This window comes from Bordetella ansorpii, from assembly GCF_900078705.1.
GTDB lineage: Bacteria > Pseudomonadota > Gammaproteobacteria > Burkholderiales > Burkholderiaceae_B > Bordetella > Bordetella ansorpii_A.
On sequence record NZ_FKIF01000007.1, the window covers coordinates 486,526 to 509,927 of the forward strand.

General features: G+C 67.9%; 24 protein-coding genes and 2 pseudogenes. 11 read left to right on the forward strand and 15 right to left on the reverse strand.

What is annotated here, in order from left to right; all coding sequences use genetic code 11:
* Positions 1-53: 53 nt before the first annotated feature.
* The 6 genes and pseudogenes from A6745_RS17955 (at position 54) to A6745_RS17970 (ending at position 5,356) form a co-directional block, all read left to right on the forward strand.
* Positions 54-1,016, forward strand: coding sequence for an aldo/keto reductase (locus A6745_RS17955; protein WP_066130090.1), 963 nt, complete (start codon positions 54-56; stop codon positions 1,014-1,016).
* Between the two features lie 75 nt (positions 1,017-1,091).
* Positions 1,092-1,262 (forward strand): hypothetical protein, encoded by a 171-nt coding sequence (locus A6745_RS29080; protein WP_197488183.1) that lies wholly within the window; start codon positions 1,092-1,094, stop codon positions 1,260-1,262.
* A gap of 238 nt (positions 1,263-1,500) precedes the next feature.
* A pseudogene (locus A6745_RS29710) lies at positions 1,501-1,938 on the forward strand (PAS domain-containing protein); the annotation flags it as partial.
* A gap of 246 nt (positions 1,939-2,184) precedes the next feature.
* Positions 2,185-3,342, forward strand: a pseudogene (locus A6745_RS29715) (ATP-binding protein); the annotation flags it as partial.
* A gap of 150 nt (positions 3,343-3,492) precedes the next feature.
* A complete protein-coding gene (locus tag A6745_RS17965) occupies positions 3,493-4,524 on the forward strand; it encodes a DUF1963 domain-containing protein (protein ID WP_066130092.1) in 1,032 nt (343 codons plus the stop codon).
* Positions 4,525-4,570: 46 nt separating this feature from the next.
* Positions 4,571-5,356, forward strand: a complete 786-nt coding sequence (locus tag A6745_RS17970) for a 2-keto-4-pentenoate hydratase (RefSeq protein WP_066130094.1) — start codon at positions 4,571-4,573, stop codon at positions 5,354-5,356.
* On the opposite strand, the gene A6745_RS17975 is transcribed toward A6745_RS17970, so the two are convergent.
* The gene (locus A6745_RS17975) at positions 5,337-6,176 is read right to left on the reverse strand and encodes a helix-turn-helix transcriptional regulator (protein WP_066130097.1); all 840 of its coding nucleotides are present in this window, start codon (positions 6,174-6,176) and stop codon (positions 5,337-5,339) included. The genes A6745_RS17970 and A6745_RS17975 overlap by 20 nt on opposite strands.
* A 100-nt stretch (positions 6,177-6,276) precedes the next feature.
* Between A6745_RS17975 and A6745_RS17980 the strand changes: the two genes are divergently transcribed.
* Positions 6,277-7,158: an SDR family oxidoreductase gene (locus A6745_RS17980; protein ID WP_066130101.1), complete on the forward strand. Its 882-nt coding sequence runs from the start codon at positions 6,277-6,279 to the stop codon at positions 7,156-7,158.
* A 34-nt stretch (positions 7,159-7,192) separates the two neighbouring features.
* Here the strand turns inward: A6745_RS17980 and A6745_RS17985 are convergent, their stop codons facing one another.
* On the reverse strand, positions 7,193-7,684 hold the full coding sequence (locus A6745_RS17985) for a lipocalin-like domain-containing protein (protein WP_197488184.1): 492 nt from the start codon (positions 7,682-7,684) through the stop codon (positions 7,193-7,195).
* A 66-nt stretch (positions 7,685-7,750) separates the two neighbouring features.
* The gene (locus A6745_RS17990) at positions 7,751-8,575 is read right to left on the reverse strand and encodes an SDR family oxidoreductase (protein ID WP_066130107.1); all 825 of its coding nucleotides are present in this window, start codon (positions 8,573-8,575) and stop codon (positions 7,751-7,753) included.
* Between the two features lie 100 nt (positions 8,576-8,675).
* Between A6745_RS17990 and A6745_RS17995 the strand changes: the two genes are divergently transcribed.
* On the forward strand, positions 8,676-9,566 hold the full coding sequence (locus tag A6745_RS17995; protein WP_066130110.1) for a LysR family transcriptional regulator: 891 nt from the start codon (positions 8,676-8,678) through the stop codon (positions 9,564-9,566).
* Positions 9,567-9,621: 55 nt separating this feature from the next.
* Here A6745_RS17995 and A6745_RS18000 read toward each other — a convergent pair whose 3' ends face one another.
* The 4 genes from A6745_RS18000 to A6745_RS18015 all read right to left on the reverse strand — a co-directional run bounded on the left by A6745_RS18000 (position 9,622) and on the right by A6745_RS18015 (position 12,402).
* Positions 9,622-10,134 (reverse strand): DoxX family protein, encoded by a 513-nt coding sequence (locus tag A6745_RS18000; RefSeq protein WP_082853126.1) that lies wholly within the window; start codon positions 10,132-10,134, stop codon positions 9,622-9,624.
* Positions 10,135-10,221: 87 nt separating this feature from the next.
* Complete coding sequence (locus tag A6745_RS18005) at positions 10,222-10,707, reverse strand: DUF1097 domain-containing protein (protein ID WP_066130112.1); 486 nt, start codon at positions 10,705-10,707, stop codon at positions 10,222-10,224.
* A complete protein-coding gene (locus tag A6745_RS18010) occupies positions 10,697-11,623 on the reverse strand; it encodes an SDR family NAD(P)-dependent oxidoreductase (protein WP_066130114.1) in 927 nt (308 codons plus the stop codon). The genes A6745_RS18005 and A6745_RS18010 overlap by 11 nt, the downstream gene beginning before the upstream one ends.
* Positions 11,624-11,652: 29 nt before the next feature.
* On the reverse strand, positions 11,653-12,402 hold the full coding sequence (locus A6745_RS18015) for an SDR family oxidoreductase (RefSeq protein ID WP_066130116.1): 750 nt from the start codon (positions 12,400-12,402) through the stop codon (positions 11,653-11,655).
* 156 nt (positions 12,403-12,558) lie between these two features.
* On the opposite strand from A6745_RS18015, the gene A6745_RS18020 reads away from it, so the two are divergent.
* The gene (locus A6745_RS18020; protein ID WP_066130118.1) at positions 12,559-13,503 is read left to right on the forward strand and encodes a LysR family transcriptional regulator; all 945 of its coding nucleotides are present in this window, start codon (positions 12,559-12,561) and stop codon (positions 13,501-13,503) included.
* A 279-nt stretch (positions 13,504-13,782) separates the two neighbouring features.
* On the opposite strand, the gene A6745_RS29085 is transcribed toward A6745_RS18020, so the two are convergent.
* The gene (locus A6745_RS29085; RefSeq protein ID WP_197488185.1) at positions 13,783-13,956 is read right to left on the reverse strand and encodes a hypothetical protein; all 174 of its coding nucleotides are present in this window, start codon (positions 13,954-13,956) and stop codon (positions 13,783-13,785) included.
* A gap of 243 nt (positions 13,957-14,199) precedes the next feature.
* Here A6745_RS29085 and A6745_RS18025 point away from each other — a divergent pair, with 243 nt between their 5' ends.
* The gene (locus A6745_RS18025) at positions 14,200-15,609 is read left to right on the forward strand and encodes an aminotransferase-like domain-containing protein (protein WP_066130120.1); all 1,410 of its coding nucleotides are present in this window, start codon (positions 14,200-14,202) and stop codon (positions 15,607-15,609) included.
* An 87-nt stretch (positions 15,610-15,696) separates the two neighbouring features.
* Here A6745_RS18025 and A6745_RS18030 read toward each other — a convergent pair whose 3' ends face one another.
* From A6745_RS18030 to A6745_RS18050, 5 genes are all read right to left on the reverse strand, one after another.
* Positions 15,697-16,128, reverse strand: coding sequence for a DoxX family protein (locus A6745_RS18030; protein ID WP_066130122.1), 432 nt, complete (start codon positions 16,126-16,128; stop codon positions 15,697-15,699).
* A gap of 356 nt (positions 16,129-16,484) precedes the next feature.
* A complete protein-coding gene (locus A6745_RS18035) occupies positions 16,485-17,117 on the reverse strand; it encodes a hypothetical protein (protein WP_066130126.1) in 633 nt (210 codons plus the stop codon).
* 185 nt (positions 17,118-17,302) lie between these two features.
* The gene (locus A6745_RS18040) at positions 17,303-18,070 is read right to left on the reverse strand and encodes an SDR family NAD(P)-dependent oxidoreductase (RefSeq protein ID WP_066130129.1); all 768 of its coding nucleotides are present in this window, start codon (positions 18,068-18,070) and stop codon (positions 17,303-17,305) included.
* 125 nt (positions 18,071-18,195) lie between these two features.
* Positions 18,196-18,999, reverse strand: a complete 804-nt coding sequence (locus A6745_RS18045) for an NADPH-dependent F420 reductase (protein ID WP_066130132.1) — start codon at positions 18,997-18,999, stop codon at positions 18,196-18,198.
* A 76-nt stretch (positions 19,000-19,075) separates the two neighbouring features.
* Positions 19,076-19,777: an NADPH-dependent F420 reductase gene (locus A6745_RS18050; RefSeq protein WP_269148909.1), complete on the reverse strand. Its 702-nt coding sequence runs from the start codon at positions 19,775-19,777 to the stop codon at positions 19,076-19,078.
* Positions 19,778-19,930: 153 nt separating this feature from the next.
* On the opposite strand from A6745_RS18050, the gene A6745_RS18055 reads away from it, so the two are divergent.
* Positions 19,931-20,833, forward strand: coding sequence for a LysR family transcriptional regulator (locus A6745_RS18055; protein ID WP_066130137.1), 903 nt, complete (start codon positions 19,931-19,933; stop codon positions 20,831-20,833).
* A 118-nt stretch (positions 20,834-20,951) separates the two neighbouring features.
* Here the strand turns inward: A6745_RS18055 and A6745_RS18060 are convergent, their stop codons facing one another.
* Complete coding sequence (locus tag A6745_RS18060; protein ID WP_066130139.1) at positions 20,952-22,415, reverse strand: aldehyde dehydrogenase family protein; 1,464 nt, start codon at positions 22,413-22,415, stop codon at positions 20,952-20,954.
* Positions 22,416-22,653: 238 nt separating this feature from the next.
* Complete coding sequence (locus A6745_RS18065; RefSeq protein WP_066130141.1) at positions 22,654-23,343, reverse strand: type 1 glutamine amidotransferase domain-containing protein; 690 nt, start codon at positions 23,341-23,343, stop codon at positions 22,654-22,656.
* Between the last annotated feature and the right edge of the window lie 59 nt (positions 23,344-23,402).

A 23,402-nucleotide genomic window follows, 5' to 3' on the forward strand; every position in this document is an offset into this window, starting at 1 on the left:
CGCCCACGGCACGGGGCCGTCCTTCCCCCTCTTCATTCGTCAGGAGCACACGCATGCAGAAGCGCCCCTTGGGAAAGACCGGCCTGGACATCGCCCCGCTGGTGTTCGGCGGCAACGTCTTCGGCTGGACCATCGACGAAGCCGCCAGCTTCGACGTGCTGGACGCCTTCGTCGACCACGGGTTCAACGCCATCGACACCGCCGACGTCTATTCGCGCTGGGCCCCCGGCAACCAGGGCGGCGAATCGGAAACCATCATCGGCAAGTGGCTGAAGGCGCGCCCGGGCATGCGCGACCGCGTCGTCATCTTCACCAAGGTGGGCTCCGACATGGGCCAGCCCGGCCACAAGGGCCTGAAGGCCGGGTGGATCGAACGCGCCGTGGAAGCTTCGCTGGCGCGCCTGGGCATCGACACCATCGACCTGTATTTCTCGCACTGGCCCGACCCCGGCACCCCGCACGAAGACACCCTGGGGGCCTACGACAGACTGCTGCGCGCCGGCAAGATCCGCGCCATCGGCGCGTCCAACTACGACGCCGAACTGCTGTTCGGCGCCCAGGAAACCGCGCGCCAGCACGGCCTGCCCGCCTACCAGGTGTTGCAGCCCGAGTACAACCTGTACGACCGCGCCGCGTTCGACGGCGCGCTGCGCGACCTGTGCATCCGCGAGGGCCTGGGCGTGGTCACCTACTACAGCCTGGCCTCCGGCTTCCTGTCGGGCAAATACCGGGGCAAGGAAGACCTCTCGCAAAGCGCGCGCGGCGCAGGCATCGAGAAGAAGTACCTGAACCCGCGCGGCATGGCGATCCTGGACGCGCTGCAACAGGTGGCATCGGGCCAGGACGCCAAGCCGGCGGAAGTGGCGCTGGCCTGGCTGATGGCCCGTGCAGGCGTCACCGCCCCGATCGCCAGCGCCACGCGCCGCGAGCAGGTCGAGAGCTTCGCCCGCGCCGCCGCGCTGACGCTGTCGCCGGCCGACATGGCGGCGCTGGAAAAGGCCAGCGCCCCGGACTGAAACCATTACGGCGATTTGACCGCGGGACGCAAAGGGCCACAATGGGACGTTCCGCCGCTACATCAGGAGACTGGCATGATTGCTCGCGTATCCACCCTCTGCGCCCTGGCGCTATCCGCCTTGCTGGCCGGCTGTGCCGGCCAGGACTTCTCCCATCCCGGCCCGCCGCACCCCGGCGCGGCCAACCCCTACAGCAACGGCGGCTTCAGCGACCCCGGCCCCAATTACCCCGCCACCGGCCGCTGACGCTTTCCGTTGCCCTGCGGCACACTAGTTGCTGAAGCCTCCGGCATCCCACGGACATGATGCCGAGCCAGGGCGGGATGGCGGTCGTCGCGCCTGCCACCTGCCCGTCGCGAGGTCCGTCACGCAGCCGAGGTGACGATTTGCCACAACCGGATGCTGCCCCTGATACTTGGGGCCGCCGCCCGCGGTGTAATCGTGCCATCGGTCGCTTTTTGCCCCACAAAAGGTTTCATTGCCTATGTCCGCCTTCCCTGTCACCGTGCGAGGCACCACGCTGTTCCTGGACGACACCGCCGAACAGCGCCGCCACAAGCTGGCTCGTATCGTCCTGGACAGCCTGACCCAGTTCGCGGGCGTACTCGACCCCGACGGCAATGTGCTCGACATCAACCCCGCCGCGATGCAGGAAGCCGGCATCCTGCTGGACGAGATCTCCGGCAAGCCATTCTGGAATACGTGCTGGTGGCAAGGCTCGGAATCCGTGCGGGACAGCTGGCGGGACGCCATCAAGCGGGCCGCGGCAGGCGAAACCGTGCGCTGGGACACCCATCTGTGCGTCAAGGCGGGCAACCCGGCCCTGCGCGACGTGGACGTCACTATCACCCCCGTCAGCGATGACCAGGGCACGGTGCAGTTGCTGGTCGTCGAGGCGCGCGACATCTCGGGGCAGAAGATGCACGAGCGCGAGGCCTCGCGCCGGCAGGCAGCCATCGCGCAGTTGCAGGACCTGGCCGCCATGCCCGATCCCGCCACCGGCCAGGTCAGCCCCGACCGCGAGCATGCCGCGCAGGTGCTGCAACTGGTCATCGAGCGCCAGGCTCAGATGAACCAGTCGCTGGAAGCGATGGTGGCCGAACGAACCGCCAGCCTGGAAGCCGCCAATACCCGGCTGCGCGATGAGGCCCACGAGCGCGCGCAGATGGAATTCGCGCTGCGCCAGTCGCAGAAGATGGAAGCCATCGGCAAGCTGACCGGCGGCGTGGCGCACGACTTCAACAACCTGCTGCAGGTCATCGGCGGCAACCTGCAACTGCTCGTGAAGGAAATCTCCGCCAGCGGCAACGAGCGCGCCCAGACCCGCCTGCGCAACGCCCTGAATGGCGTGTCGCGCGGCTCCAAACTGGCTTCCCAGTTGCTGTCCTTCGGCCGGCGCCAGCCGCTGGCCCCCACCGTGGTCAACCTGGGCCGCTTCGTGCGCGGCATGGACGACATGCTGCGCCGCGCCCTGGGCGAAGGCATCGAGGTCGAGACCGTGGCCACCGCCGGCCTCTGGAACACGCTGGCCGACACCTCGCAGATCGAGAACGCCGTGCTGAACCTGGCGATCAATGCGCGCGATGCCATGGAGGGACACGGCAAGCTGACCATCGAGGCCGGCAACGCCGCCCTCACCGACGTCTACGCCGCGCGCCACGCCGACCTGGAGCCCGGCGAGTACGTGATGCTGGCCATCTCGGACACCGGCCCCGGCATGCCGCCCGAAGTGCTCGAACACGTCTTCGAACCCTTCTTCACCACCAAGCCCGAGGGCCAGGGCACCGGCCTGGGCCTGAGCATGGTGTACGGCTTCGTCAAGCAATCCAACGGCCACATCAAGATCTACAGCGAGCCCGGTGAAGGCACCACCGTGCGCATCTACCTGCCGCGCGCCGAGCAGGCCGAGGACGACACGCCCGAACCCGAGCTGGGCCCGGTGGTGGGCGGCACGGAAACCATCCTGGTGGTGGAGGACGACGAGCAGGTGCGCGAGACCGTCGTGGCCATGCTGTCCGACCTGGGCTACGCCATCCTCAAGGCCAAGGACGCCGTCAGCGCCCTGGCCATTGTCGAGAGCGGCGCGCCGGTCGACCTGCTGTTCACCGACGTGGTCATGCCCGGTCCGCTGCGCAGCCCCGACCTGGCCCGCCAGACGCGCCAGCACCTGCCCGACGTGGCGGTGCTGTTCACCTCGGGCTACACCGAGAACGCCATCGTCCACGCCGGCCGGCTGGATGCGGGCGTCGAACTGCTCAGCAAGCCCTACACGCGCGAAGCGCTGGCCCGCAAGGTGCGCCACGTCCTGCGCAACCAGCAGCAGCGCAATCTGGCGCGGGGCCAGGGGGCCGCCGCCAGGGGCTGACACCCGCGGCATGGGCCCTGGCGGCGCCCCGCGTCGCACCGCGCCCCTGGCGGCGCTTCCTATAATGGCCGGCACTTTCTCCCGATTCGCCACGCAAAGGAGGACCGCGCGATGTTCGACCTGCCCGCCGATGCCACGCAAGTCCTGCAGGAACACTTCACGCCGCAGCAGGTCCAGGCCGTCACCCAGGCGCTGGTGCCCGCCATCATGCTGCAGCCCGCCGCACACGCCGCCGCGCAGCCCGGCGCCACCCGGCTGGGCGGCACGCCCGACCTGCCGGCCGATGCCCAATGGCCGCGCCCGGCCCCTGCCGATGATCCCGAGGCGATCGCCAGGCGCGGCAACGACGCCGCGGCGGCCGAAATGCGGGCCCACCTGAAGGCCAATCTGCCGTATGCCTTCATGGGACAGATCGACCTGGACGAGGCCCACGCGCTGGGAGACGTCGCCAGACCGCTGCCCGAGCACGGCCGGCTGCTGTTCTTCTATGATCTGGCCGTCGGTCCATGGGAAACCGGCATGCGTCCGGCCCGCGTGCTATGGGACCAGACCCCGCGAGACGCCCTGAAACCGCTCGCCATGCCGCCCGACCTCGCGCAGGCGATGCGCCAGCAGCAGCGCGAACTGCGCGACATGATCGTCCGCTACCGCGACAAGCCGTCCGAGGCCCTGTCCACCAACTACGGCGCGCCCGCGCACTTCATGACGCTGAAGTACGCCCTGCGGCTTGCGCATCCCGAGGCGCTGGAAGCCGAGCCGTTGATGAAGAGCCAGAGCGCGAAGGATGGCGCGGACTTCTCCGGCCCCTACAGGGACGCGCTGGACCAGTTGGGCGAGTACTACCCCGAACCCGCCTGGAAACGCCATCAGTTGCTGGGCAGCCCGCTGCCCGAGCAGAGCGACCCCCGCTACGACGCCGTGGTCGTCACCCGCTTCGGCAAGCAGCACCTGAGCCGCGACGAATGGCGGTCGCATGCCGAGCGCATCCAGACGCTGGCGCGGCAATGGCGCCTGCTGTGGCAGGTCGACCTGTCCGACTGGGGCGGCGAACTGAGCGAAGGCACCGTGTATTTCCTGATCCGCGACACCGATCTGGCGCAACGCCGGTTCGACCAGGTGGTCGCGGTGTACCAGCAGACCTGAATTCCACGCCGTCCCCGGCGCCCTTTTCATCACCGGAAGCAACCGCTTGAACACCACCGACTACGATCCCGCCCCCGCCGCCGCCCTGCTGGCCCGCGCCTGGCGCGGCGCGCCGCAATTGAAGGAATTGCCCGCCGGCCAGCGCCCCGCCGACCTCGACCAGGGCTATCGGTTGCAGGACTGCTTCATCGCCGCCCTGGACACGCCCACGGCCGGCTGGAAACTCGGGCTGGGCAGCCCCGCCAGCCTGCGGGCCTCGAACCTGCGGCGTCCGCTGATCGGCCGCCTGCTGAAAGCGCGCGTGCACGCCGACGGCGCCACCGTGCGCCTGACCCGCCCTGAGACGGCCTTCACCGTGGAGTTCGAAATCGCCTTCGTCCTCGCGCGCGACATCGCCCCGGGCGACGCGCCCGCCAACGTGCTGGACGCCGCCGCCAGCGTGCACACGGCCTTCGAACTGGTGCAATCGCGCTACCTCGACCGCCGCGCCGTGGGCCTGCCCAGCTTCGTGGGCGATGGCGTGGGCTTCGACGCCTTCGTGCTGGGCGCGGAAATTGCCGCCACGTCCATCGACGACGTGATTCCCAGCGCCCGTATCGAGGTCGACGGCGTCGAGCACGCCGTGGCGCTCAGCGGCGACGACCTGTCGTATCCCCTGGACTCGCTGCGCTATCTGTTCGACTTCGCCCGCGAACGCGGTATCACGCTGCGCCAGGGCGAAATCGTCACCGCCGGCGCCATCGCCAGGCCTTTCGACCTGCCACGAGCGGGCGTCACGGTGGTGGGCCACTACGCAGGCGGCGCCACGCGCGTCACGCTGGCCGCGGCCTGATATCAGCCGCCCGCATCGATTCACGGATTTTCATCGCATCCGCCTGCTCCACGGGGTGATAGACCAGCATCGCCAGATCCGGCCGGCCGTCCACCGAGAAGGACGAATACTCCAGCGCGATCGTGCCCAGCACGGGGTGGCGCAACCGCTTCACGCCCTCGCCAAAGCCGAGCACGTCCTTGTCGCGCCACATGGCGGCGAACTCGGGGCTGTCGCGGCACAGCTCGTCCACCATCGGCTGCACGGTCTGCGCCGCGCCCGCACGCGCCGCATCGCCGCGAAACACGCCCACCACGAAGCGCGCCACGGCCTCCCAATCGAAGTTGATCTCGCGCGCCCGGGGATTCAGGAAGATCTGGCGCAGCACGTTGCGGCGTTCCGGCGGCATGGCGCCGTAGTCGCTCAGCACCACTGTGGCCGCCAGGTTCCAGGCCACGATGTCCCACGTGGCCGTGCGTATCATCGCCGGACAGGCGTCCATGGCGTCCAGCACGCGCTGCAGCCTGGGCGTGACGCCCCCGGTCGGGCGATACCGCACTTCCGGCGGCCGTCCCAGGCCCAGCAGGAACAGGTGCTCGCGCTCGATCTCGGTCAGCATCAGCGCCTGCGCGATGCGGTCGAGCACCTGCGCCGACGGCGCGCCGCCCCGGCCCTGTTCCAGCCAGCTATACCAGGTGGGGCTGATGTTGGCGCGCTGCGCGACCTCTTCGCGCCGCAGCCCGGGCGTACGCCGCCGTCCGGCGGGATAGCCCAGCGCAGCGGGATCGAGGCGCGTGCGCCGCTCGCGCAGATAGGCGCCCAGCGTGGAATCGTTGCTCATGGGCCGATCCTGTTGAATCTTATACCTGGATAATCTCTCGTCTTTAACAGGATGATAAACCCGCCCACACTGCGCTCGCACACAGAAACAGGAGGTGCATATGCGTGTATTCGTCACGGGCGCCACGGGCTGGGTCGGCTCGCGAGTGGTCAGGGAACTGCTGGATGCGGGACACCAGGTGCTGGGCCTGTCCCGCTCGGAAGAAAAGGCGGCGCGGCTGGCGCAGTCCGGCGCGCAGGTGCTGCGCGCCACCCTGGACGACCTGGATCGATTGGCTGACGCGGCCAGCGGGTCCGACGCCGTCATCCACACCGCGTTCAACCACGACTTCTCCAGATTCGCCGACAACGCCAGACAGGACCAGCGCGCCATCGAGGTGCTGGGCGAGGCCCTGGCGGGCACGGACAAGCCGCTGCTGGTGACCTCCGGCGTGGCGCTGCTTGCGCCCGGCCGCGTGGCCACCGAGGCCGACCTGCCGCCGGCGTCCCACGCCGATTACCCCCGCCGCTCCGAGGCCGCCGCCATCGCCCTGGCCCAGCGCGGCCTGCGCGCGGCCACCGTGCGGCTGGCGCCTTCGGTGCATGGCGTGGGCGACCACGGGTTCATCCCCATCCTGATCGGCCTGGCGCGCCAGACGGGGGTGTCGGCCTACATCGGCGAGGGCGCCAACCGCTGGCCCGCGGTGCATGTGTCGGACGCGGGCCGGCTGTACCGCCTGGCGCTGGAAAGCGGCGTGACCGAACCCGTATATCACGCCATCGCGGAAGAAGGCATCCCCATGCGCGACATCGCACGGGCCATCGGCAACCGCCTGGGCGTGCCGGTCGAATCCCGGGACCGCGCGCATTTCGGCTGGTTCGCGGATTTCGCCGGCGCGGACATGCCCGCCGCCAGCCGCCACACGCGTGGCGTGCTGGGCTGGCAGCCCGCTGGACCGCACTTGCTGGCGGACATCGATCAGCCCGGTTATTGCGGGGCCTGAAAACCCCGGGCAATCGGCGCACTGGGCGCCCCTTTCACCTCACGCGCTGCCAGACGATGTGGACCCGGCTGCCTTCGGGCCGCTGGAAATGCTCCGTCATCCGGTCACCCTCCACGACCAGGCGCAGTTCCTTGCGGGTTCGCGTGCTGCCGACCCAATTGGGAAAGGTCGAGCCGGTGACCCGGTTGCCGCTGAACTCACCGTTCTCGTCCACGGTATAGGTGCCGAAGAACCCGATGCTGCCCGCCATCGCGGCCTGGTTCTCCCGCGCCGTGCCCTGCCCGCGCGCGCTGGAGGCGAACCTGGGAAGGCTCGCATCGGTCAGCACCTCGACGAAATGCATGTCAGCCGTAAAGACCAGCATGCCGTTGGGCTGCGCGCCATAAGCGGGCCGTGTTCCCCCCTCCTGCTCGACCTGGGCCGACACCATGCGCCACGTGCCCAGCACCTGGTTGGGCGCCTGCGCCCAGGCCGCCCAGGGCAAGGCCAGAATCGCCGCGGCCACGCATTGTCCTGCTCCGAACATCGTCATGCTCCTGCTGCGGAAAAGAATCGACTGGCGGCGCGCCAGCCGCTACGCGCGCCCTGGCCACTACGGCATCACGGACAACGCCGCATCGCGTTGGGCCTCGACGGCGCCCAGGCGCTGCGCGAGAGCCTTGCGGATCGACTCATAGGCCGACAAGCCCAACGCCAGCCGCATCGGCGGGTTCGGCGCGTCCATCACGGGGATCATCGCGTCCACCGTCTTGGCGGCATCGCCGAACGCCGCGAAATCGCCTCGCGCGATGGCCCGCCGCACCGCGCCCGAAGGCGTATCGGCATAGCAGGCCATCGGCTCGGCCTGATCCAGGTTCGCGCCGAAGTTCGTATGCGTGGGGCCCGGTTCGACGATCAGGCAGTCGATGCCGAACGGCGCCACCTCCTGCGCCACCGACTCGACGAAGCCCTCGATGCCCCATTTGGTGGCGTGATACAGACTGAAGTTGGGATACGCGATCTGCCCGCCTTCGGACGACACCTGCACGATGCGCCCGCCGCCCTGCCCGCGCAGGTGCGGCAGCGCCGCGCGGATCAACTGGATGGATCCCGTCAGGTTGGTCGCGATCTGCCTGGCGATCTGCGCGTCCGTCAGTTCCTCGGCCGCGCCGAACAGGCCATAGGCCGCGTTGCTGACCACCACGTCGATACGTCCCATGGCCTGGAACGACTCGTCCACGCCCGCGCGGACCGCCTGCGTGTCCGTCACGTCCAGCTTCAGCACGCGCAGCGCGCCGCCGTGCCGGGATCGGAGATCGTCCAGCGCGCCTTCGCGCCGCAGCGTGGCCACGACCCGGTCGCCGCGCGCCAGCAGGCGCTCCGTCAGCAACCTGCCCAACCCCGCCGATGCGCCGGTGATGAACCACGTCTTGCTCATGATTGACTCCTGGTCTGATTTGCCTGAAGCCATGGTAGGGACGGCGCACTGGTTCGAGAACCCCATTTATCCAGCATGAATCGGTGAGTAAACTGGACCAATGAAATCGCCTACGCTGACCGACCTCAATGCCTTCGTCGCCGTGGCGGCGCACCGCAGCTTTCGCCGCGCCGCCGACGTCATGGGCGTCTCCCACTCCGCGCTCAGCCTGGCCATGCGCGGCCTGGAGGCCAGCCTGGGCGTGCGCCTGCTGAACCGCACCACGCGCAGCGTGTCGTTGACGCAGGAAGGCGAACGCCTGCTGGCGCGCCTTACGCCCGTCCTGGCCGACCTGGACGCCGCGCTTTCCGACGCCACGGCGGCGGCCGGGCAGCCTGGCGGCGTGGTGCGCATCAACGGCAGCGAGGGCGCGATCCGGCTGCTGCTGCAGACCGTCGTGCCGCGCCTGCGATCGCTCTACCCACGCATCGAGCTCGACCTGTCCGCCGAAGGCCAACTGGTCGACATCGTGGAACGCGGTTTCGACGCGGGCATCCGCCTGGCAGAGGCCGTACCCAAGGACATGGTGGCCGTGCGCCTGGGCCCGGACCTGCGCTTCCTGGCCGTCGCGGCGCCGGCCTACCTGGCCAGCCATCCCGCGCCCCGCACGCCGGACGGCCTGAGCCGCCACCAGTGCATCCGCCAGCGCCTGCCCAGCGGCAAGCGCTACCGCTGGGAATTCAAGAAGCGCGATCAAGAAGTGGCCGTCGATGTGCCCGGCACGCTGACGCTGGACAACAATCAGTTGATGGTCGAGGCCGCGGCGGACGGGCTGGGTATCGCCTACGTGCCCGAGCCTTACGCCGCGCCCCTGCTGAAGACGAAGCAGTTGGTGGCCATCCTGCGGGACTGGTGCCCGCCGATTCCGGGGCTGTTCCTGTACTTCCCCGCCAACCGGCACGTGCCGCCCGCCTTGCGGGCGCTGATCGACGTGGTGAAGGCGGTACAGTAGCGCACGGCCGCCTGCGCCCCACGCCCGGCCTGGCGTGGGCGCTGTACTGGACGGATCAGACCGCCCAGCCCAGCCTGCGCTCCAGCGCCCACCGGCCGCTGCCGCGCGCCACCATGTACAGCGCCAGGAATCCCATCAGCACCGGATACTCGATGCCACGGTCGATCCAGGGCCAGGTCGGCCCCAGCGCATAGCTGATGGCGGCCATCTCGGCCACGATCAGCACCGCCACCAGGCGCGTCCACAATCCGACGGCCAGCATGATGGCGCCGGCGCTTTCCAGCAACATCACCAGGAAGGCGAGCTGGGGCGCGAATGGCAGACCCATGACGTTCTGGATCAGGTTGATGGACCCGGCCATGGGATCGGCCATCGAGCCATGCGACGCCCCCATCACCTTGGGCAGGCCATGGGTCAGCATGATGATGCCGAAGGCCGCGCGCAGCAGCGCGTACAGATACGGCTCGGCGCGGGCGCACAGGGCGCCGAGTGCCGGAAACAACAGGCGTTGATCCCCGGCGGACGTATGCCGGGCAGACGATGCGGAGGGGGTACGCGGGGCTTCCATGTCAATGATCCTTGAAGGGACGTGCGGCGACGCACGGAAAACGAGGAGAACGCGGCGGCCCCGTGTGCCGCCGCGCGGCGCGTGGCGTCAGTGCGCGGCGCCCTGGTGAATGCGCTTCTGCAAGGCGTGGGCCAGATACGCGGCTACCGCCCCAAGCGTGGCCGCCGTGGCCAGCATGCCGAAGGTCGACGGCGACGCGGGCTGGTGCGAGGCGAAATACGCCACCAATCCCAGGAAAATGCCCAGCAGATTGTTGAAGACCGGCGCCCGGGCCAAGCACAGCACGATGCTCGTGATCGCGAACACCACAGCAGTGATCGCATAGCCGCCCAGCAGGGGCGTCAGCGCCGCGGTGGCGTGCGCCGCGCCCATGCCCAGCAGCACGCCGATCATCACGCAGGCCAGGTTGACCGCCCCTTGCCGCAGGTTCAAGCCACGGGTGAAGAAAGAGATCCAGCCGACGAACATGGCCCAGACCGGCACTTCCAGCGCCATCACGCTCAGGGTGGCGGCCGACGAGGCGATGACCGACTCGCCGACCACGACTTTCAGATGTTTGGCATCAACGGCCATGAGTCACTCCTTGGTTGGCGACGGCTTGGCGCGGCGACAGCAGATCGGCCAGGCCGATGCGCCGCAGGAACTCGGCGCGGACGCGGTCCGCCACCGCGTTGACCACCTCGCACCCGTCATCCGACGGATCGACGTGCACCCGGAACGGGCGGCCGCCATGGGGACTGCCGACGATATCGACCATGGCCTGGGCCACCGTGGCCACATCGGCGTCCCTCGGCTCGCAAGCGGCCAGGCCCGTCAGCACCTCTTGCTCGAACCCCGCGTAGGCCTGCCGCGCATAGGCCTGCTCGCGTTCGGTATCGGCGGGACGGCCGCTGTGCGCGAAATGGTTGGTGCCCTTGGTGAAGGCGCCGGGCACGAGAATGCTGGTCTCGACGCCCCAGCGCGCCAGCTCGCCCGCGTAGCTGACGGCAAGCGCATCCATGGCGGCCTTGGCGGCGAAGTACGGTCCCAGATAAGGCGGCGTGCCGCCCCGATGGCTGCTGCTGCCGACCCACAGCACCAGGCCCTGCTCCTGCCTGCGCAGGTGCGGCAAGGCCGCGCGGTTGACACGTTGCGTGCCCAGCACGTTGACGTCATAGACCCGTGCCAACTGCTCGGGCGTGAAGGCCTCGGAAGGACCGAACACCATGTGCCCGGCGTTGTGGATCAGCACGTCCAGCCGGCCCTGCCGCGCGATGATGTGGTCGACGGCGGCCTGCGCCGAAGCTTCGGACTGCACGTCCAGTTCGATCGCGTTCAAGGCCACGTGATGCTGCAGGGCATGATCCTGCAAGGCGGCGACCTGCGAGGCATTGCGCCCCTGCGTATCGCGCATGCCCGCGTACACGACATGGCCCGCCGCGGCCAGCGCACGCGCGCCGAGCGCGCCGAAGCCGCTGGACGCGCCAGTGATCAGGATGATCTGTTTCATGGGATTCTCCTGGAAAGGGTCGGCCGTGCTCAGACGAAGCCGCCATTGGCGCGCAGCACCTGCCCGTTGATCCAGGCGCCATCGGCGCCCAGCAGGAAGGACACGGCCCCGGCGATGTCCTCGGGCTGGCCCAGGCGTTCCAGCGGCGGCACCTTGCTCAGTTGGGCGATCTGCTCGTCGGTCTTGCCTTGCAGGAACAGCTCGGTGGCCACCGGGCCGGGCGCCACGGCATTGACCGAGACGCCCCGGCCGCGCATCTCGTTGGCCAGCACGCGCACCAGCCCTTCCACGCCAGCCTTGGCGGCGATGTAGGGACCGTACTGCGGGAACGATTTGGCGATCACGCTGGTGGACAGCGCCACGATGCGGCCGCCCGAGCGCACCTGCTGGGCGGCATGCGCCAGCACCAGGAACGCGCCGCGCAGGTTGGTCTGCACCATGCGCTCGAAGATGTCGAGGCTTTCCGGCGTGATCGGGGCCAGCGACATCACGCCGGCGCTGTGCACCACCGCGTCCACGCCCCCGAAGGCGTCCCGCGCGGCGCCGAAGAGCGCCTGGACCTGATCGTTGCGCGCCACGTCGGCCTGGACGGCAATCGCCTGGCCGCCTGCGCGTTCGATCTCGGCCACGACGTCCCGGGCCCGGGCGGTGTTGCCGGCATAGTTGACGACGACCCGGTAGCCATCGGTCGCCAGGCGCAGGGCGATGGTGCGGCCGATGCCGCGTGAGGCGCCCGTCACGATGGCGGCCGGCGGCGACGATGAATGCGTGGAGTTCATGATGGTTTCCTCGAAAAAGGCGTGGAATCGGAAGGCCTGCCGCCCCCGGGGTTTCCGCGGGCGCCGCCATGGACACCATCATGGTCGTTGACGCCATAGAGATAAATGCCAGAGAATTGGCTTGTTAATTCAACAAAAATCAACAATAGCCGCGCCATGGACCGTCTCGACGCCCTGCATCTGTTCACCCGCATCGTGGAACTCGGCAGCTTCACGGACGCCGCCAACGTGCTGGACATCCCGCGCGCCACCGCCACGCACGCCATCAAGGCATTGGAGAAGCGGCTGGGGGCCCGGCTGCTGGACCGCACCACGCGCCAGGTCACGCCCACGCTGGACGGACAGGCCTTCTACGAGCGCAGCAAGCGCATCCTGGCCGAGCTGGAAGACGCCGAAACCTCCCTGAGCACGCAGGTCGCCAACCCCCACGGCACGCTGCGGCTCGATCTGCACGGCGTGCACGCCACCGTGATCATCCTGCCCCGCATCGTCGAATTCCGGGATCGCTATCCGCGCATCGACGTCGTGATCAGCAGCGGCGACCGCCTGGTGGATCTGGTCAAGGAAGGGATCGACTGCGTCGTGCGGGCCGGCCAGCCGCGCGATTCGTCGCTGGTGGTGCGCAAGCTGGCCGACATGCCGGAAATCATCTGCGCCAGTCCCGAATACCTGGCTCGCCACGGCACGCCGCGCCATCCGAGCGAACTGGCCCGGCATCAAGGCATCGGCTTCTTTTCCCGCGGCAACGACAGCCGCTATCCGTTCACCGTGTTCATGGATGGCGAACTCGTCGAGTTTCCGGCCAATGGCTGGCTGTCCGTCAGCGATGCCGAGTGCTACACCAGCGCCGCCCTGTCGGGTTGCGGGCTGATCCAGGTGCCGCGCTTCCGCCTGGAAGAGCATCTGCAGGCGGGCCGGCTGGTGCAGGTGCTGCCCGAATGGGAATGCCCCGCGCTGCCGGTCAGTGCGCTGTATCCATTTCACCGCCAGTTGTCGCCCCGGGTGCGCGTATTCATCGACTGGGCGCGCGGGCTGTATGCCGAGCGCTTCGGGCCGCTGGCCGATCCGGCGCATGACCGGTCCGCGCGGGGCCCGGCCTGACACCCCGCCGCCCTGCCGCCGGCGCCTCGCCGCTTGCCCTGCAAATGAAAATCGGCCCCCCTTTTCGTCCACGCTGCCGCCGCGCCCCTGCGGGTCAGTCCAACTGAATGCCTGCGCCGGACACGAAGCCAGGAAAGCCCGCCTCGGCGAACGTGGGAACGCCGGGGAGGTCGGCACGCTGAAGCCGTCCGGCGATCTGGACGCGGGCATCTGAACAGGCTGCCCCCTGTTGCATCGAACACCTCGATCAGGGCGTCTTCTCCAACAGCAACGATGTGTCTAGCGGGGGGCTTTCATCTCCTTCTCTTTCTCCTTCTCCTTTCTCGCCCCGTCGTAATGGGACTTGATGGCCAGGAACAGGCATATGCCCAGCACGAGGAGCTTGAACGTACCAAAGACCACAGGGACCCAGAAATCCATCATTTCCTCAACACGCTGCTTCAGCAGCTTCATTCACGACTTGCGCGGTGAGCACTATCGGACGGTTCGTGGACACCACCCGAAGCGGTCCCCCGTGTCTTCATCAAGTCGATTGCCTGAGAGCGGCCACACGGAACGGCGCAAGGAGTGGGCGCTACACTCCCTACAAGCAAGCGGAATTTTATAGGCAAATCCATACAATAAGTTGAATTTCTTGTACTGTATGGTTTTTAAACCCTGCAAAATTGCATAAAAATCCATACATAAAGGGAAGGCATGCCTGTCGCACGTCGCCTGAAAAAAGCAAACATGTGTTGGGTGCGCCCCCTTGCCGCGGGCTTGGGCTCTCGATACCAGCAAATCGCCACGCAAATCGTCTCAGCGGTGCAGGACGGTGTGCTCCGGCCAGGCGACCGCCTGCCTGCGCAGCGCGAACTGGCCCAGGCATTGGGCGTCGATCTCACGACCGTCACTCGTGCGTACACGGAAGTCCGCCAGAAGGGGCTACTGGAAGCGCAGGGAGCGGGGGGGACCTATGTGGCCTACGCCGGATTGGAAACCGGAGGAACCATCGATCTGGGGATGAATATCCCTCCCTTGCTCAACAGCCCGGCGTTTTCGCACATGCTCGCGCAAGCCAGCGGCGCGGCCCAGGCCGCGGCAAGCTCGGCGGATCTGATGAGCTATCACGTGGGCGCGGGGGCCAATCGGCATCGTGCGGCAGGGGCGAAGTGGCTGCAGCCCATGACGGGCAACACGGACCTTGAGCGGATCGTGGTGTGCCCCGGCGCGCAAACCGCTATCGCGGCGCTGCTTCTGGCCCGGAGCCAGTCCGGAGATGCCATTGCCTGCGATGCGTTGACTTACCCAGGCTTCCTGGCGGCCGCCCGCCTGCTCCAGCGCCGGGCCGTAGGGGTGAAGTCGGATGAACTGGGCATGGATCCCGCCGATCTCGAGCGCGTGTGCGGGCAACATCGTCCCGCGATGCTGTACCTGAATCCGACGATTCAAAACCCGACCGCGCTGACGCTGCGCACCGAACGGCGAACCGAGCTGTTGCGGGTTGCGCAGAAATACGCGCTGCCGGTCATTGAAGATGACCCCTACTGGCTGCTGGCCGAGCGTGCGCCGGACACGATGTTTTCCCTGGCCGCCCGTACGGCTTCCAGTCCGGTTTATTACGTCTCGACGCTATCCAAATGCATCGCGCCAGGTCTTCGAACCGCCTACCTGGCCGTGCCTTCCGGCGAGCCGCTCAGTCCGGTACTCGATGCCCTGCGTTCGCTGGCGCTGATGCCCACGGCCTGGATGACCGAGATGGCGTCGGCCTGGATAGAGTCGGGCGCTGCCATTCAATGGCTGGCACAGGTCAAGGAGGAGTTGCGGCATCGGCAGGCCCTCGCGGCATCGGTCCTGCCTGGCGATATCCAGGCCGATCCGAATGGGCTTCACCTCTGGCTCCGGTTGCCGCGCGAGATCGACCTCTACCGACTGACACAAACGGCGCTGCAACAAGGGTTGAGCGTCACGGACTCGGCGTCGTTCTCCACGGGGTCTTTCAATCCCATGGCGCTGCGTGTGTCGTTGGGAGGGGCCATTGACCGGCATCGCCTGACGCAAGGCCTGGCCAGGTTGGCGGAATTGCTCAAGGGCGATCTTGCCAGGCGGGTTTCAAACGTCGTCTGATGGCCGGGGCCGGGACAGCCCCCCAGCCCCCGGACACGGCTCGGCAAGCGCGACGACGTCGCGAGCCCTTCGCGCCCTCCGCCGAACCTATTGCCGCCGCTCGTTCAGATCCTGCCAGATCACCAGCAGGAACCCGCCCACCAGGCCCAGGTGTTCGAAGAACGAATTCGCCGCGAAAAACCGGGCCTGCCCGGCGGGCATGGACCAGAACTGCAAGGCCACGAAGGTGGCCATCAGCGTGAAGATGCCCAGCGCCAGCGCGCCGATCCAGCGGTACCAGCCGGCCAGGATCATGATGGACGCGATGATCTCCAGCGCGATCACCATCCCCGCGAAGAGCGGCGCCGGCGCCAGGCCGAAATGCGCCATCTCGGCGATGGCGCCCGGGAAGTCGGTCAGCTTGACCAGGCCGCCCTGCAGGTACGCCGCGCACAGGCCCAGACAGGCAACGAAGCGCGCGAGGCGGCCGCCCAGCATGGGCCGCGCAATTTGGGACAAAGACGTGGAGAGACGGGACATGGCGTCGATTCTTTACACGGCCCGGCAGGCGCAACCCGACAGACCATTCAATGCAAAGGCGGGTGGCGGCGTGGATGCCGCACCCAAGACTTGCCGACGCGAAGCCATGCCACTCTCCTCATAGTTCCAAGCGGCATGTAGGTTTTCACGGCGGCGGGGTACGGACAATCGGACCTTGGGTGGGAGCCCTCATACCAACGGCGTATGGCGAAAAGCAGGCCGAAGCGGGTATGGCTTTTCCGCCCGGTCGCGGCGTCGGCCTTTCAGGACCTCGATAAGCCAGGCGCTTTGCCAGCGGCCATCACCCGCCCAGCTTTGCGGCCCTTCACATCTGTGGCGGCCAGGACCTGGCGGGGTCAGGCGCAGCCTTCCACGTAGGCCAGCACCGGCATCGTGCCGACGTGGATGAAACTGACCTTCCCGTCCTGTCCGATCTCGAAGCGCAAGGCCGAACTGCCATTGGACGCGTTCGGTGCCGTCAGGTACTTCGCTGGCGCGCTTTCGTACTTGTGCGGTTCCTCCCGGAAGCCGGCGAACCATTGCTTCACTTGCTTCTCGGTGGCGCCGGTGCCGATGCCCTCGGCCAGCGTCACGTCCGAACGCTTGCCGATGGTGATGCGCTGTACCTTGCCGTCGACGGCCATGCCGTAGACGCCCGGGTAGGCGGGCGAACTGACCGTGCGGCACTCGGCGCCGGTCTGCGCGCCGCGCTCGGCCCAGGACGTGCCCTTGGGCACGGGCTGGCCGATACGCAGATCGCCCAGGCCTTCCAGGCCGATGATCTTCGCGGACGCGGCGGGAGCCGACCCAGACGCCTGCCCACTGCTAGGCGGGGCCGACGTTCCTCGAGCAAGGGGTGTGCCGCCGCTTGCCGGCGCCGCCGCGGAAGGCTTGGCGCCGGATGAGCACGCACCCAGCGCGAACACCAGGGAAATCGCCGGAATGCATGCGGCCAGCCGTCCATGACCGAGGGGTTTCACACTGCGCATGGAAAAGCTCCTTCGACCGATTTCGGACCTTCCATGGTAGCCGCCGAGTGCGGACAGGTCAGGGACAACGAATGACAACTGGAAAGCAAATACATGCCGCGTCATGACGACCGGGCAGCTTGCGGCGCTTTCCCGGAATCGCAAGGCCACCCTCATCCCGTCCGGCACGCCTGCCTGAACGCGCCTCAGAGCTTATAGCCGCCACTCGCCTCGATCACCTGCGCGGTCACCCATCGGCCTTCGCTGGACGCCAGGAATGCGACCACCGCCGCTACCTCGGCGGGCTCTCCGAAGCGACCCAGCGCGGTGTCGGCTTCGATGGCCCGCACCATGCCGGCGTCTGATCGAACCGCAGCGTTCATGTCCGTCCGTATCCACCCCGGCGCCACGGCGTTCACCGTGATTCCGCGCGGCCCGAGTTCCATGGCCAGCGCATGGGTCAGGTTGTTGATGGCGGCCTTGGCCAGGGAATAGATCGGCACGACCGGCAGCGGCCGCGCGCCTGCCCCCGACGAGATGTTGATGATGCGGCCGCCATCGGCCAGACGGCCCAGCGCGGCCTGCACCATGAAGAACGGCGCCCGGGCATGCACCGCGACCATCGCGTCCCAGGCCTCGGGCGTGGCGTCGGCCAGCGCGCCCCACCCCGAATTGCCGGCATTGTTGACCAGGATATCGAGCGATCCGCCTCGCTTGCTGTCCGCAAGTTCGCGGTCGAATTGCTCGAAGAGCGCCGGGATGGCGTGGGCATCGGCCAGGTCCGCCTGCAGCGCGAAAGCGCTGCCTCCAGCCTGCTGGATGGCCGCGACCGTTTCTTCGGCGCCCATGCGGCTCTCGTTGTAGGTGATGGCGACTGTCGCGCCATCGGCCGCCAGCCGCTGGGCGACCGCCCGGCCGATGCCCCGCGAGCCACCGGTCACCAGTGCCGTTTTGTCGGCGAGTGTCTTCAACATGCATGATTCCTTGAAAGCCCCGCGCAATCGGCGCAGGACGCGTCGGCGCCCGTCGGCGCAATGTGTGATCGCGCGCCCGCATCGGTCACCGGACGCCAGCCATGGCGGCGCCCGGTGGGCGAGCCTCAGCGCTGGACGGTGTTGGCGCTGGCAAGCTCGAGAAACAGCGCGACGTGGATCGGCGGCAGCCCTTCCAGCGTTCCCCCGATGGGCGACGGACGCTGGGTCTGGGCGATCAGCGTCTGCGCCGCGTTGGCGGACAGGGGCTCGCCCGGCTGCAGGTAGGCCGTCTTCGCCTCGCGATCCGTCAATCCTTCAGGGATCGACGGCGTGTAAGGCCAGAAGTAGATGGGCGTATTGGGCTCGATGCGCCAGCTCTCGGCCAGCGAGCCCGCATCCACCACGTCATAGCCGACCGCCTGGATGAAGCGCGCGACGGCCTGCTTGGCGACCGCATCGTCACCCGCGACAGGCAGCGTCGTCCGTTCGGCATGGCCCTGCGGCCGGGCGTTGTACTGCATGTGGTGCCAGCCCAGGTTATGCATTCCCTTGACCACCTTCGCGCCCCGGAGATGGCGCTGCACCAGTTCGCTGGACGTCAGTTCGCCCGCATCGAGATCCGCGCGGCGGAAGTTGCCGATGCCGGGGTAGTAGTTCGTCTGGTCCAGCACCACCTTGCCGACCAGCTTGTCGGCGGGCAAGCTCTCGTACGCCGCCAGGGGGATGGCCAGCGACACGATGTCGCCCGCCGCGATCGCTTCCTCGACCAGACCCGCGCGGCCCAACGGCCCCAGTTCCTCGATCAACCCCGCGAGCGACTCGGGGCCGCGCGAGTTGCTGATCACGACCCGGTAGCCGGCCGCGACGGCCAGGTGTGCGACGGCTTTGCCGACGAGGCCCGCGCCGATGATTCCGATGGTTTGCGTCATCTTGGCTATCCTTTTGTAGAAATGCGGCGGGAATCCCGCCTATGCAATGCAACGTGCGTGCGGCGTACGCCGCCGATCAAGCGATCCGTTCGCGAATGACGGGACCAGGGTTCGCCTCGAGGATCGAAACGCCCAGGCGGATCAGATCCGCATCGCCACGGAATTCGTTGAGCGCGACGTGGTGCAGCAGCACGCCCAACTGCTCCAACTGGCGCGCAGCCTCGAGCGGACCGGCATTCACCGGCCTGAAGCCCGCGTCCTCGATCAAGCCCCGCACGACCTGCCCGGCTTCGGCATCGTCCGTCGCGTAGAGCACGCTGGGCTTGACCGGAGAGCCGGCCCAGGCCGCGTCCTCGAGCGCCGGGGCGGCCATCAGGCTGAACGCCTTCACCACCCGCGCGCCGGGCAGGCGCTTCTGCAGGGCTTGCGCGGTCGAGTTGTCGCGCATGAAAGCCCGATCATGAAAATGGACGAAGTCGGTGGTGACGCCCAGCGGATTCATGGTCTCGATCACCACCTTGCCGTCCAGCGCCTTGTCGACGGCGTTGATCACGGCGTCCGCCCGTGGCCAATAGACCGAGAACAACGCCGCCTCGCCGAAGGCGGCCGCCTGTTCGATGGAGCCCAGGCTGGCGCTGCCGCCCAGCTCGGCCAGCAGCGGCGCGAGCTTGCGGTCCTCGCCGTCCTTGGCCAGCACCAGGCTATGTCCCGCCGTTGCCCAGGCCCGCGCCAGGCGGCTGCCCACGTTTCCAGTATTCAGAATGCCTATCTTCAACACGTCCTCACAGTTCGATCTTTCGATTTCAAGGTGCCGGCGGCGGGCCTGCCCGGGCCGGGCTTGCGGCGGCTCGGATACCGCCGCCTGGTGGATAGAACTGTAGATTTGGCGCCGATATTGATAAATAGACCGGAAAACTACACACTGTTGTCCATGAATACATCAATCGACCTATCCGAGATGCGGGCATTCGTGGCGGTGGTGACCGATGGCTCGTTCACGACGGCAGCCGAGCGGCTGGGCACCGACAAGGCCCGCGTCAGCCGCATCGTGCGGCGCATGGAGGAAAAACTCAGTGCCCGGTTGCTTACCCGTTCGACGCGGCGGCTGAGCGTGACCGAAGTCGGGCGCGATTACTTCGAGCGCGCCGTCTGCATCCTGAGCGCCGCGGAAGCGGCCGAGGCGGCGGTGGCGCACCAGTCCCGGGAGCCCAAGGGACTGCTCAAGGTCACGGCGGGCAGCGAATTCGGCACGATGGTCGTCGACGGATGGATCGCCGATTTCCTGCGGCTGGCGCCGAAGGTGGCCGTGGAAACGGAGTACACGAACCGTATCGTCGACATCATCCACGAAGGCTTCGACGTCGCGATCCGCGTCGGCGCGTTGCCGGACTCGGGACTGTCGGCGCGCAAGCTCGGCGAGGTCGGCTATGGGTTGTATGCGGCACCCGGCTACCTGAAGCGTGCGCCGGCATTATCCGAGACGGGCGACCTGAAGCACCACGATCTCATCATGAAGACGCTGCGTGGGCGGTCCAGCTGGGCGCTGGTGAATGGACCGGATACGCACACCATCGAGGCCGCGCCGCGCGCGGCGGTCAACAGCACGATCTCCGCGAAGAACCTGGCCCTGGCAGCCGTGGGCGTGGCGCAGTTGCCCAGGTTCATCGCGCGGCCGTATGTGGCGCGGGGATCATTGCTTGGCGTGCTGCCCGGATGGGCGGAAGCGCCGGCCCCGGTGCATGCGGTGTTCCCGTCCAGCCGGTATATGGATCCGAAGGTACGGGGGTTCGTGGATCACTGCGTGGAAACGTTCGCGGGCAGCGCGGAACGCTAGCGCCAACCCTGTCGGCGCACCGGCCGGATCGCTGCTGACCAGTAGCGCGAACGCGTTCCACGCCAGCGCGTCGAACGGCCTTGCCCGTCGGCCGGCCAGCAGGGCTGCATCGTGCGGCCTACTTGTGGATCAGCACCGTCTTGGGGTTGGTGAACAGCTCGCGCCCCTCGCGGCCGTGCTCCGTGCCCAGCCCGGACTGCTTGACCCCGCCGAACGGAATGTCCACCCCCTGCGTGTGGATCTCATTGACCCAGACCATGCCGGCCTCGATACGGTTGGCCACGGCGACCGCCGCCTTCGTGTCGCGTCCCCAGACCGAGCCGCCCAGGCCGTAGATCGACGCGTTCGCGCGGTCCACCGCCTCGTCCACGTCGTCGTAGACCAGGATCGGCAGGATCGGGCCGAACTGCTCTTCCTGCACGATCTTGCTGTCCTCGGGCGGGTTGTCGACCACGGTGATCGGGAAGAAGTAGCCGGGCTGGCGTTCGTCGATCTCGCCGCCCAGCACGATCTTCTGGCCGTTGGCCTTGATGTCGTCCAGGAACGTCCTGAGCTTGTCGAACTGCATCCGGTTCTGGACCGGCCCCATCCCCACGTCGGGATCCAGGCCGTCGCCCACCTTGATCGTCTTCGCATAGTCGACGAACGCCTGCACGAACGGCGCATGGACCGAGCGGTGGACGTACAGCCGCTTGATGCCCACGCACCATTGGCCCTGGTGTCCGAACGCGCCCCAGAACAGTTGCGGAACGATCGCCTTGTAGTCGGCATCGGGCAGCACGATGGCCGCGTCGTTGCCGCCCAGCTCCAGCGTCACGCGCTTGACCGTGCCGGCCGCCGCGCGCAGCACGTGCTTGCCGGTCTCGGTCGATCCCGTGAAGCTGATCTTGGCGATGTCCGGATGGTTCGTCAGCTGCGGCCCGAGGGCATCGCCGCCCGTCACGACCGACAGCACGCCGGGCGGAAGCACGCGTTGCGCGATCTCGCCATAGCGCAGCGCGGTCAACGGCGTGAAGGGCGTGGGCTTGAGCACGAAGGTATTGCCGGCGATCAGCGCGGGCGCGATCTTCCACAGCGACAGCAGCACCGGGAAATTCCACGGGGTGATGCCGCCCACGACCCCCAGGGGCACGTGGTGCAGTTCGACGACATGGGAATCGGTTTCCTCGACGATCTCGACCGGGAGTCGGCGCGCGGCGATCTGGCGGATATACGAGATCGCCTGGTCCACTTCCGGCGCGGCCATCGTCAGCAGCGGCTTGCCCTGCTCCAGCGTCAGCAGGCGAACCAGGTCGTCACGATGTTCCTGCAGCGCGTCGGCATACCGGTTCAGGTAGCCCTGGCGCTCGTCGTAGCTGAGCGCGGACCAGCTCTTGAACGCGGTATTGGCCGCGGCGATGGCCTGGTCCATCTGCTCGGCCGTGGCCGACGGGGCCTGGGCGAGCACCTTGCCGGTGGCCGGATTGATGACGTCGAAGCGGTCTTGCGCCTGGACCAGCCCGCCTGCGATGCTCAGGTGGAACGGGCCGGTGAAGAAACCGGTGGCAACGGCCACCTTGTCGACTGCGGTCTTGGCATTCATTACTATGGCTCCTGTTGTAACTCGGGCGCACGGTGGGTCGGAAAATCCTTGCCGTTCGTCCGAGGGGTCGAGGCCGCGGCATGCGGCCCCTGCTCAGCGAGCCGTCACCGTTGGCGCGGTCGGCGGCTCGCACTTCCTTGCGGCGCTGTCCGCCGCCACCAGGCGCGCCGCGCGCGGCCGGCGGCAGTCGAACAGCGGACTGTCGCTATCTGCTGGTGAACCCGCCTTGCAGCGGCCGTCACGCAATGGACTGCAAGACGTCGACCAGGCGCCGCGCCGCGGCCGCGGACGATGCCGGGTTCTGGCCGGTGATCAGCAGGCCGTCCTGCACGACGTACGAACCCCAGTCCGGACCGCTCGAATACACGCCGCCCAGCGCTTTCAGTTCGTCCTCCACCAGGAACGGCACCACCTCGGTCAGGCCCACGCCGGCTTCCTCGGTATTGGTGAAGCCCGTCACTTTCCGGCCTTCGACCAGCGGCCGACCCTGCGGGGTCTGGACGTGGCGCAGCACGCCCGGCGCATGGCACACCAGGGCGACCGGCTTTTCGGCGGCGGAGAACGCGGCGATCAGCGCGATCGAATACGTGTCTTCCGCCAGGTCCCACAGCGGGCCGTGGCCGCCGGGGTAGAACACCGTGTCGAAGCCGGCCTGGTTCACGCTGTCCAGCCGCACCGTCGCGGCCAGTTGCGCGGTGGCCTCGGCGTCGGCCTGGAAGCGGCGCGTGTCGTCGGTCTGGAATGCCGGCTCGTTGCTCTTGGGGTCCAACGGCGGCTGGCCGCCGTTCGGCGAGGCCAGCGTGATCGCATAGCCCGCTTCCTTGAAGACGTAGTACGGCGCGGCCAGCTCCTCCAGCCAGAAACCGGTCTTGCGGCCGGTGTCGCCGAGTTGGTCGTGCGAGGTCAGGACGATGAGGACTTTCTTCATGGCATTGCTCCTTGTCGATTTCAATCAAATTAGACCGGTCGTCTAGTAGGTGGGTATAA

Excerpts from the sequence above, each read along its gene's own strand:
- A6745_RS17955 (WP_066130090.1), top strand. The coding sequence starts at position 54 with ATGCAGAAGCGCCCCTTGGGAAAGACCGGCCTGGACATCGCCCCGCTG.
- A6745_RS29080 (WP_197488183.1), top strand. The coding sequence starts at position 1,092 with ATGATTGCTCGCGTATCCACCCTCTGCGCCCTGGCGCTATCCGCCTTG.
- A6745_RS17965 (WP_066130092.1), top strand. The coding sequence starts at position 3,493 with ATGTTCGACCTGCCCGCCGATGCCACGCAAGTCCTGCAGGAACACTTC.
- A6745_RS17975 (WP_066130097.1), bottom strand. The coding sequence starts at position 6,176 with ATGAGCAACGATTCCACGCTGGGCGCCTATCTGCGCGAGCGGCGCACG.
- A6745_RS17980 (WP_066130101.1), top strand. The coding sequence starts at position 6,277 with ATGCGTGTATTCGTCACGGGCGCCACGGGCTGGGTCGGCTCGCGAGTG.
- A6745_RS17985 (WP_197488184.1), bottom strand. The coding sequence starts at position 7,684 with ATGTTCGGAGCAGGACAATGCGTGGCCGCGGCGATTCTGGCCTTGCCC.
- A6745_RS17990 (WP_066130107.1), bottom strand. The coding sequence starts at position 8,575 with ATGAGCAAGACGTGGTTCATCACCGGCGCATCGGCGGGGTTGGGCAGG.
- A6745_RS17995 (WP_066130110.1), top strand. The coding sequence starts at position 8,676 with ATGAAATCGCCTACGCTGACCGACCTCAATGCCTTCGTCGCCGTGGCG.
- A6745_RS18000 (WP_082853126.1), bottom strand. The coding sequence starts at position 10,134 with ATGGAAGCCCCGCGTACCCCCTCCGCATCGTCTGCCCGGCATACGTCC.
- A6745_RS18005 (WP_066130112.1), bottom strand. The coding sequence starts at position 10,707 with ATGGCCGTTGATGCCAAACATCTGAAAGTCGTGGTCGGCGAGTCGGTC.
- A6745_RS18010 (WP_066130114.1), bottom strand. The coding sequence starts at position 11,623 with ATGAAACAGATCATCCTGATCACTGGCGCGTCCAGCGGCTTCGGCGCG.
- A6745_RS18015 (WP_066130116.1), bottom strand. The coding sequence starts at position 12,402 with ATGAACTCCACGCATTCATCGTCGCCGCCGGCCGCCATCGTGACGGGC.
- A6745_RS18020 (WP_066130118.1), top strand. The coding sequence starts at position 12,559 with ATGGACCGTCTCGACGCCCTGCATCTGTTCACCCGCATCGTGGAACTC.
- A6745_RS29085 (WP_197488185.1), bottom strand. The coding sequence starts at position 13,956 with ATGAAGCTGCTGAAGCAGCGTGTTGAGGAAATGATGGATTTCTGGGTC.
- A6745_RS18025 (WP_066130120.1), top strand. The coding sequence starts at position 14,200 with ATGCCTGTCGCACGTCGCCTGAAAAAAGCAAACATGTGTTGGGTGCGC.
- A6745_RS18030 (WP_066130122.1), bottom strand. The coding sequence starts at position 16,128 with ATGTCCCGTCTCTCCACGTCTTTGTCCCAAATTGCGCGGCCCATGCTG.
- A6745_RS18035 (WP_066130126.1), bottom strand. The coding sequence starts at position 17,117 with ATGCGCAGTGTGAAACCCCTCGGTCATGGACGGCTGGCCGCATGCATT.
- A6745_RS18040 (WP_066130129.1), bottom strand. The coding sequence starts at position 18,070 with ATGTTGAAGACACTCGCCGACAAAACGGCACTGGTGACCGGTGGCTCG.
- A6745_RS18045 (WP_066130132.1), bottom strand. The coding sequence starts at position 18,999 with ATGACGCAAACCATCGGAATCATCGGCGCGGGCCTCGTCGGCAAAGCC.
- A6745_RS18055 (WP_066130137.1), top strand. The coding sequence starts at position 19,931 with ATGAATACATCAATCGACCTATCCGAGATGCGGGCATTCGTGGCGGTG.
- A6745_RS18060 (WP_066130139.1), bottom strand. The coding sequence starts at position 22,415 with ATGAATGCCAAGACCGCAGTCGACAAGGTGGCCGTTGCCACCGGTTTC.
- A6745_RS18065 (WP_066130141.1), bottom strand. The coding sequence starts at position 23,343 with ATGAAGAAAGTCCTCATCGTCCTGACCTCGCACGACCAACTCGGCGAC.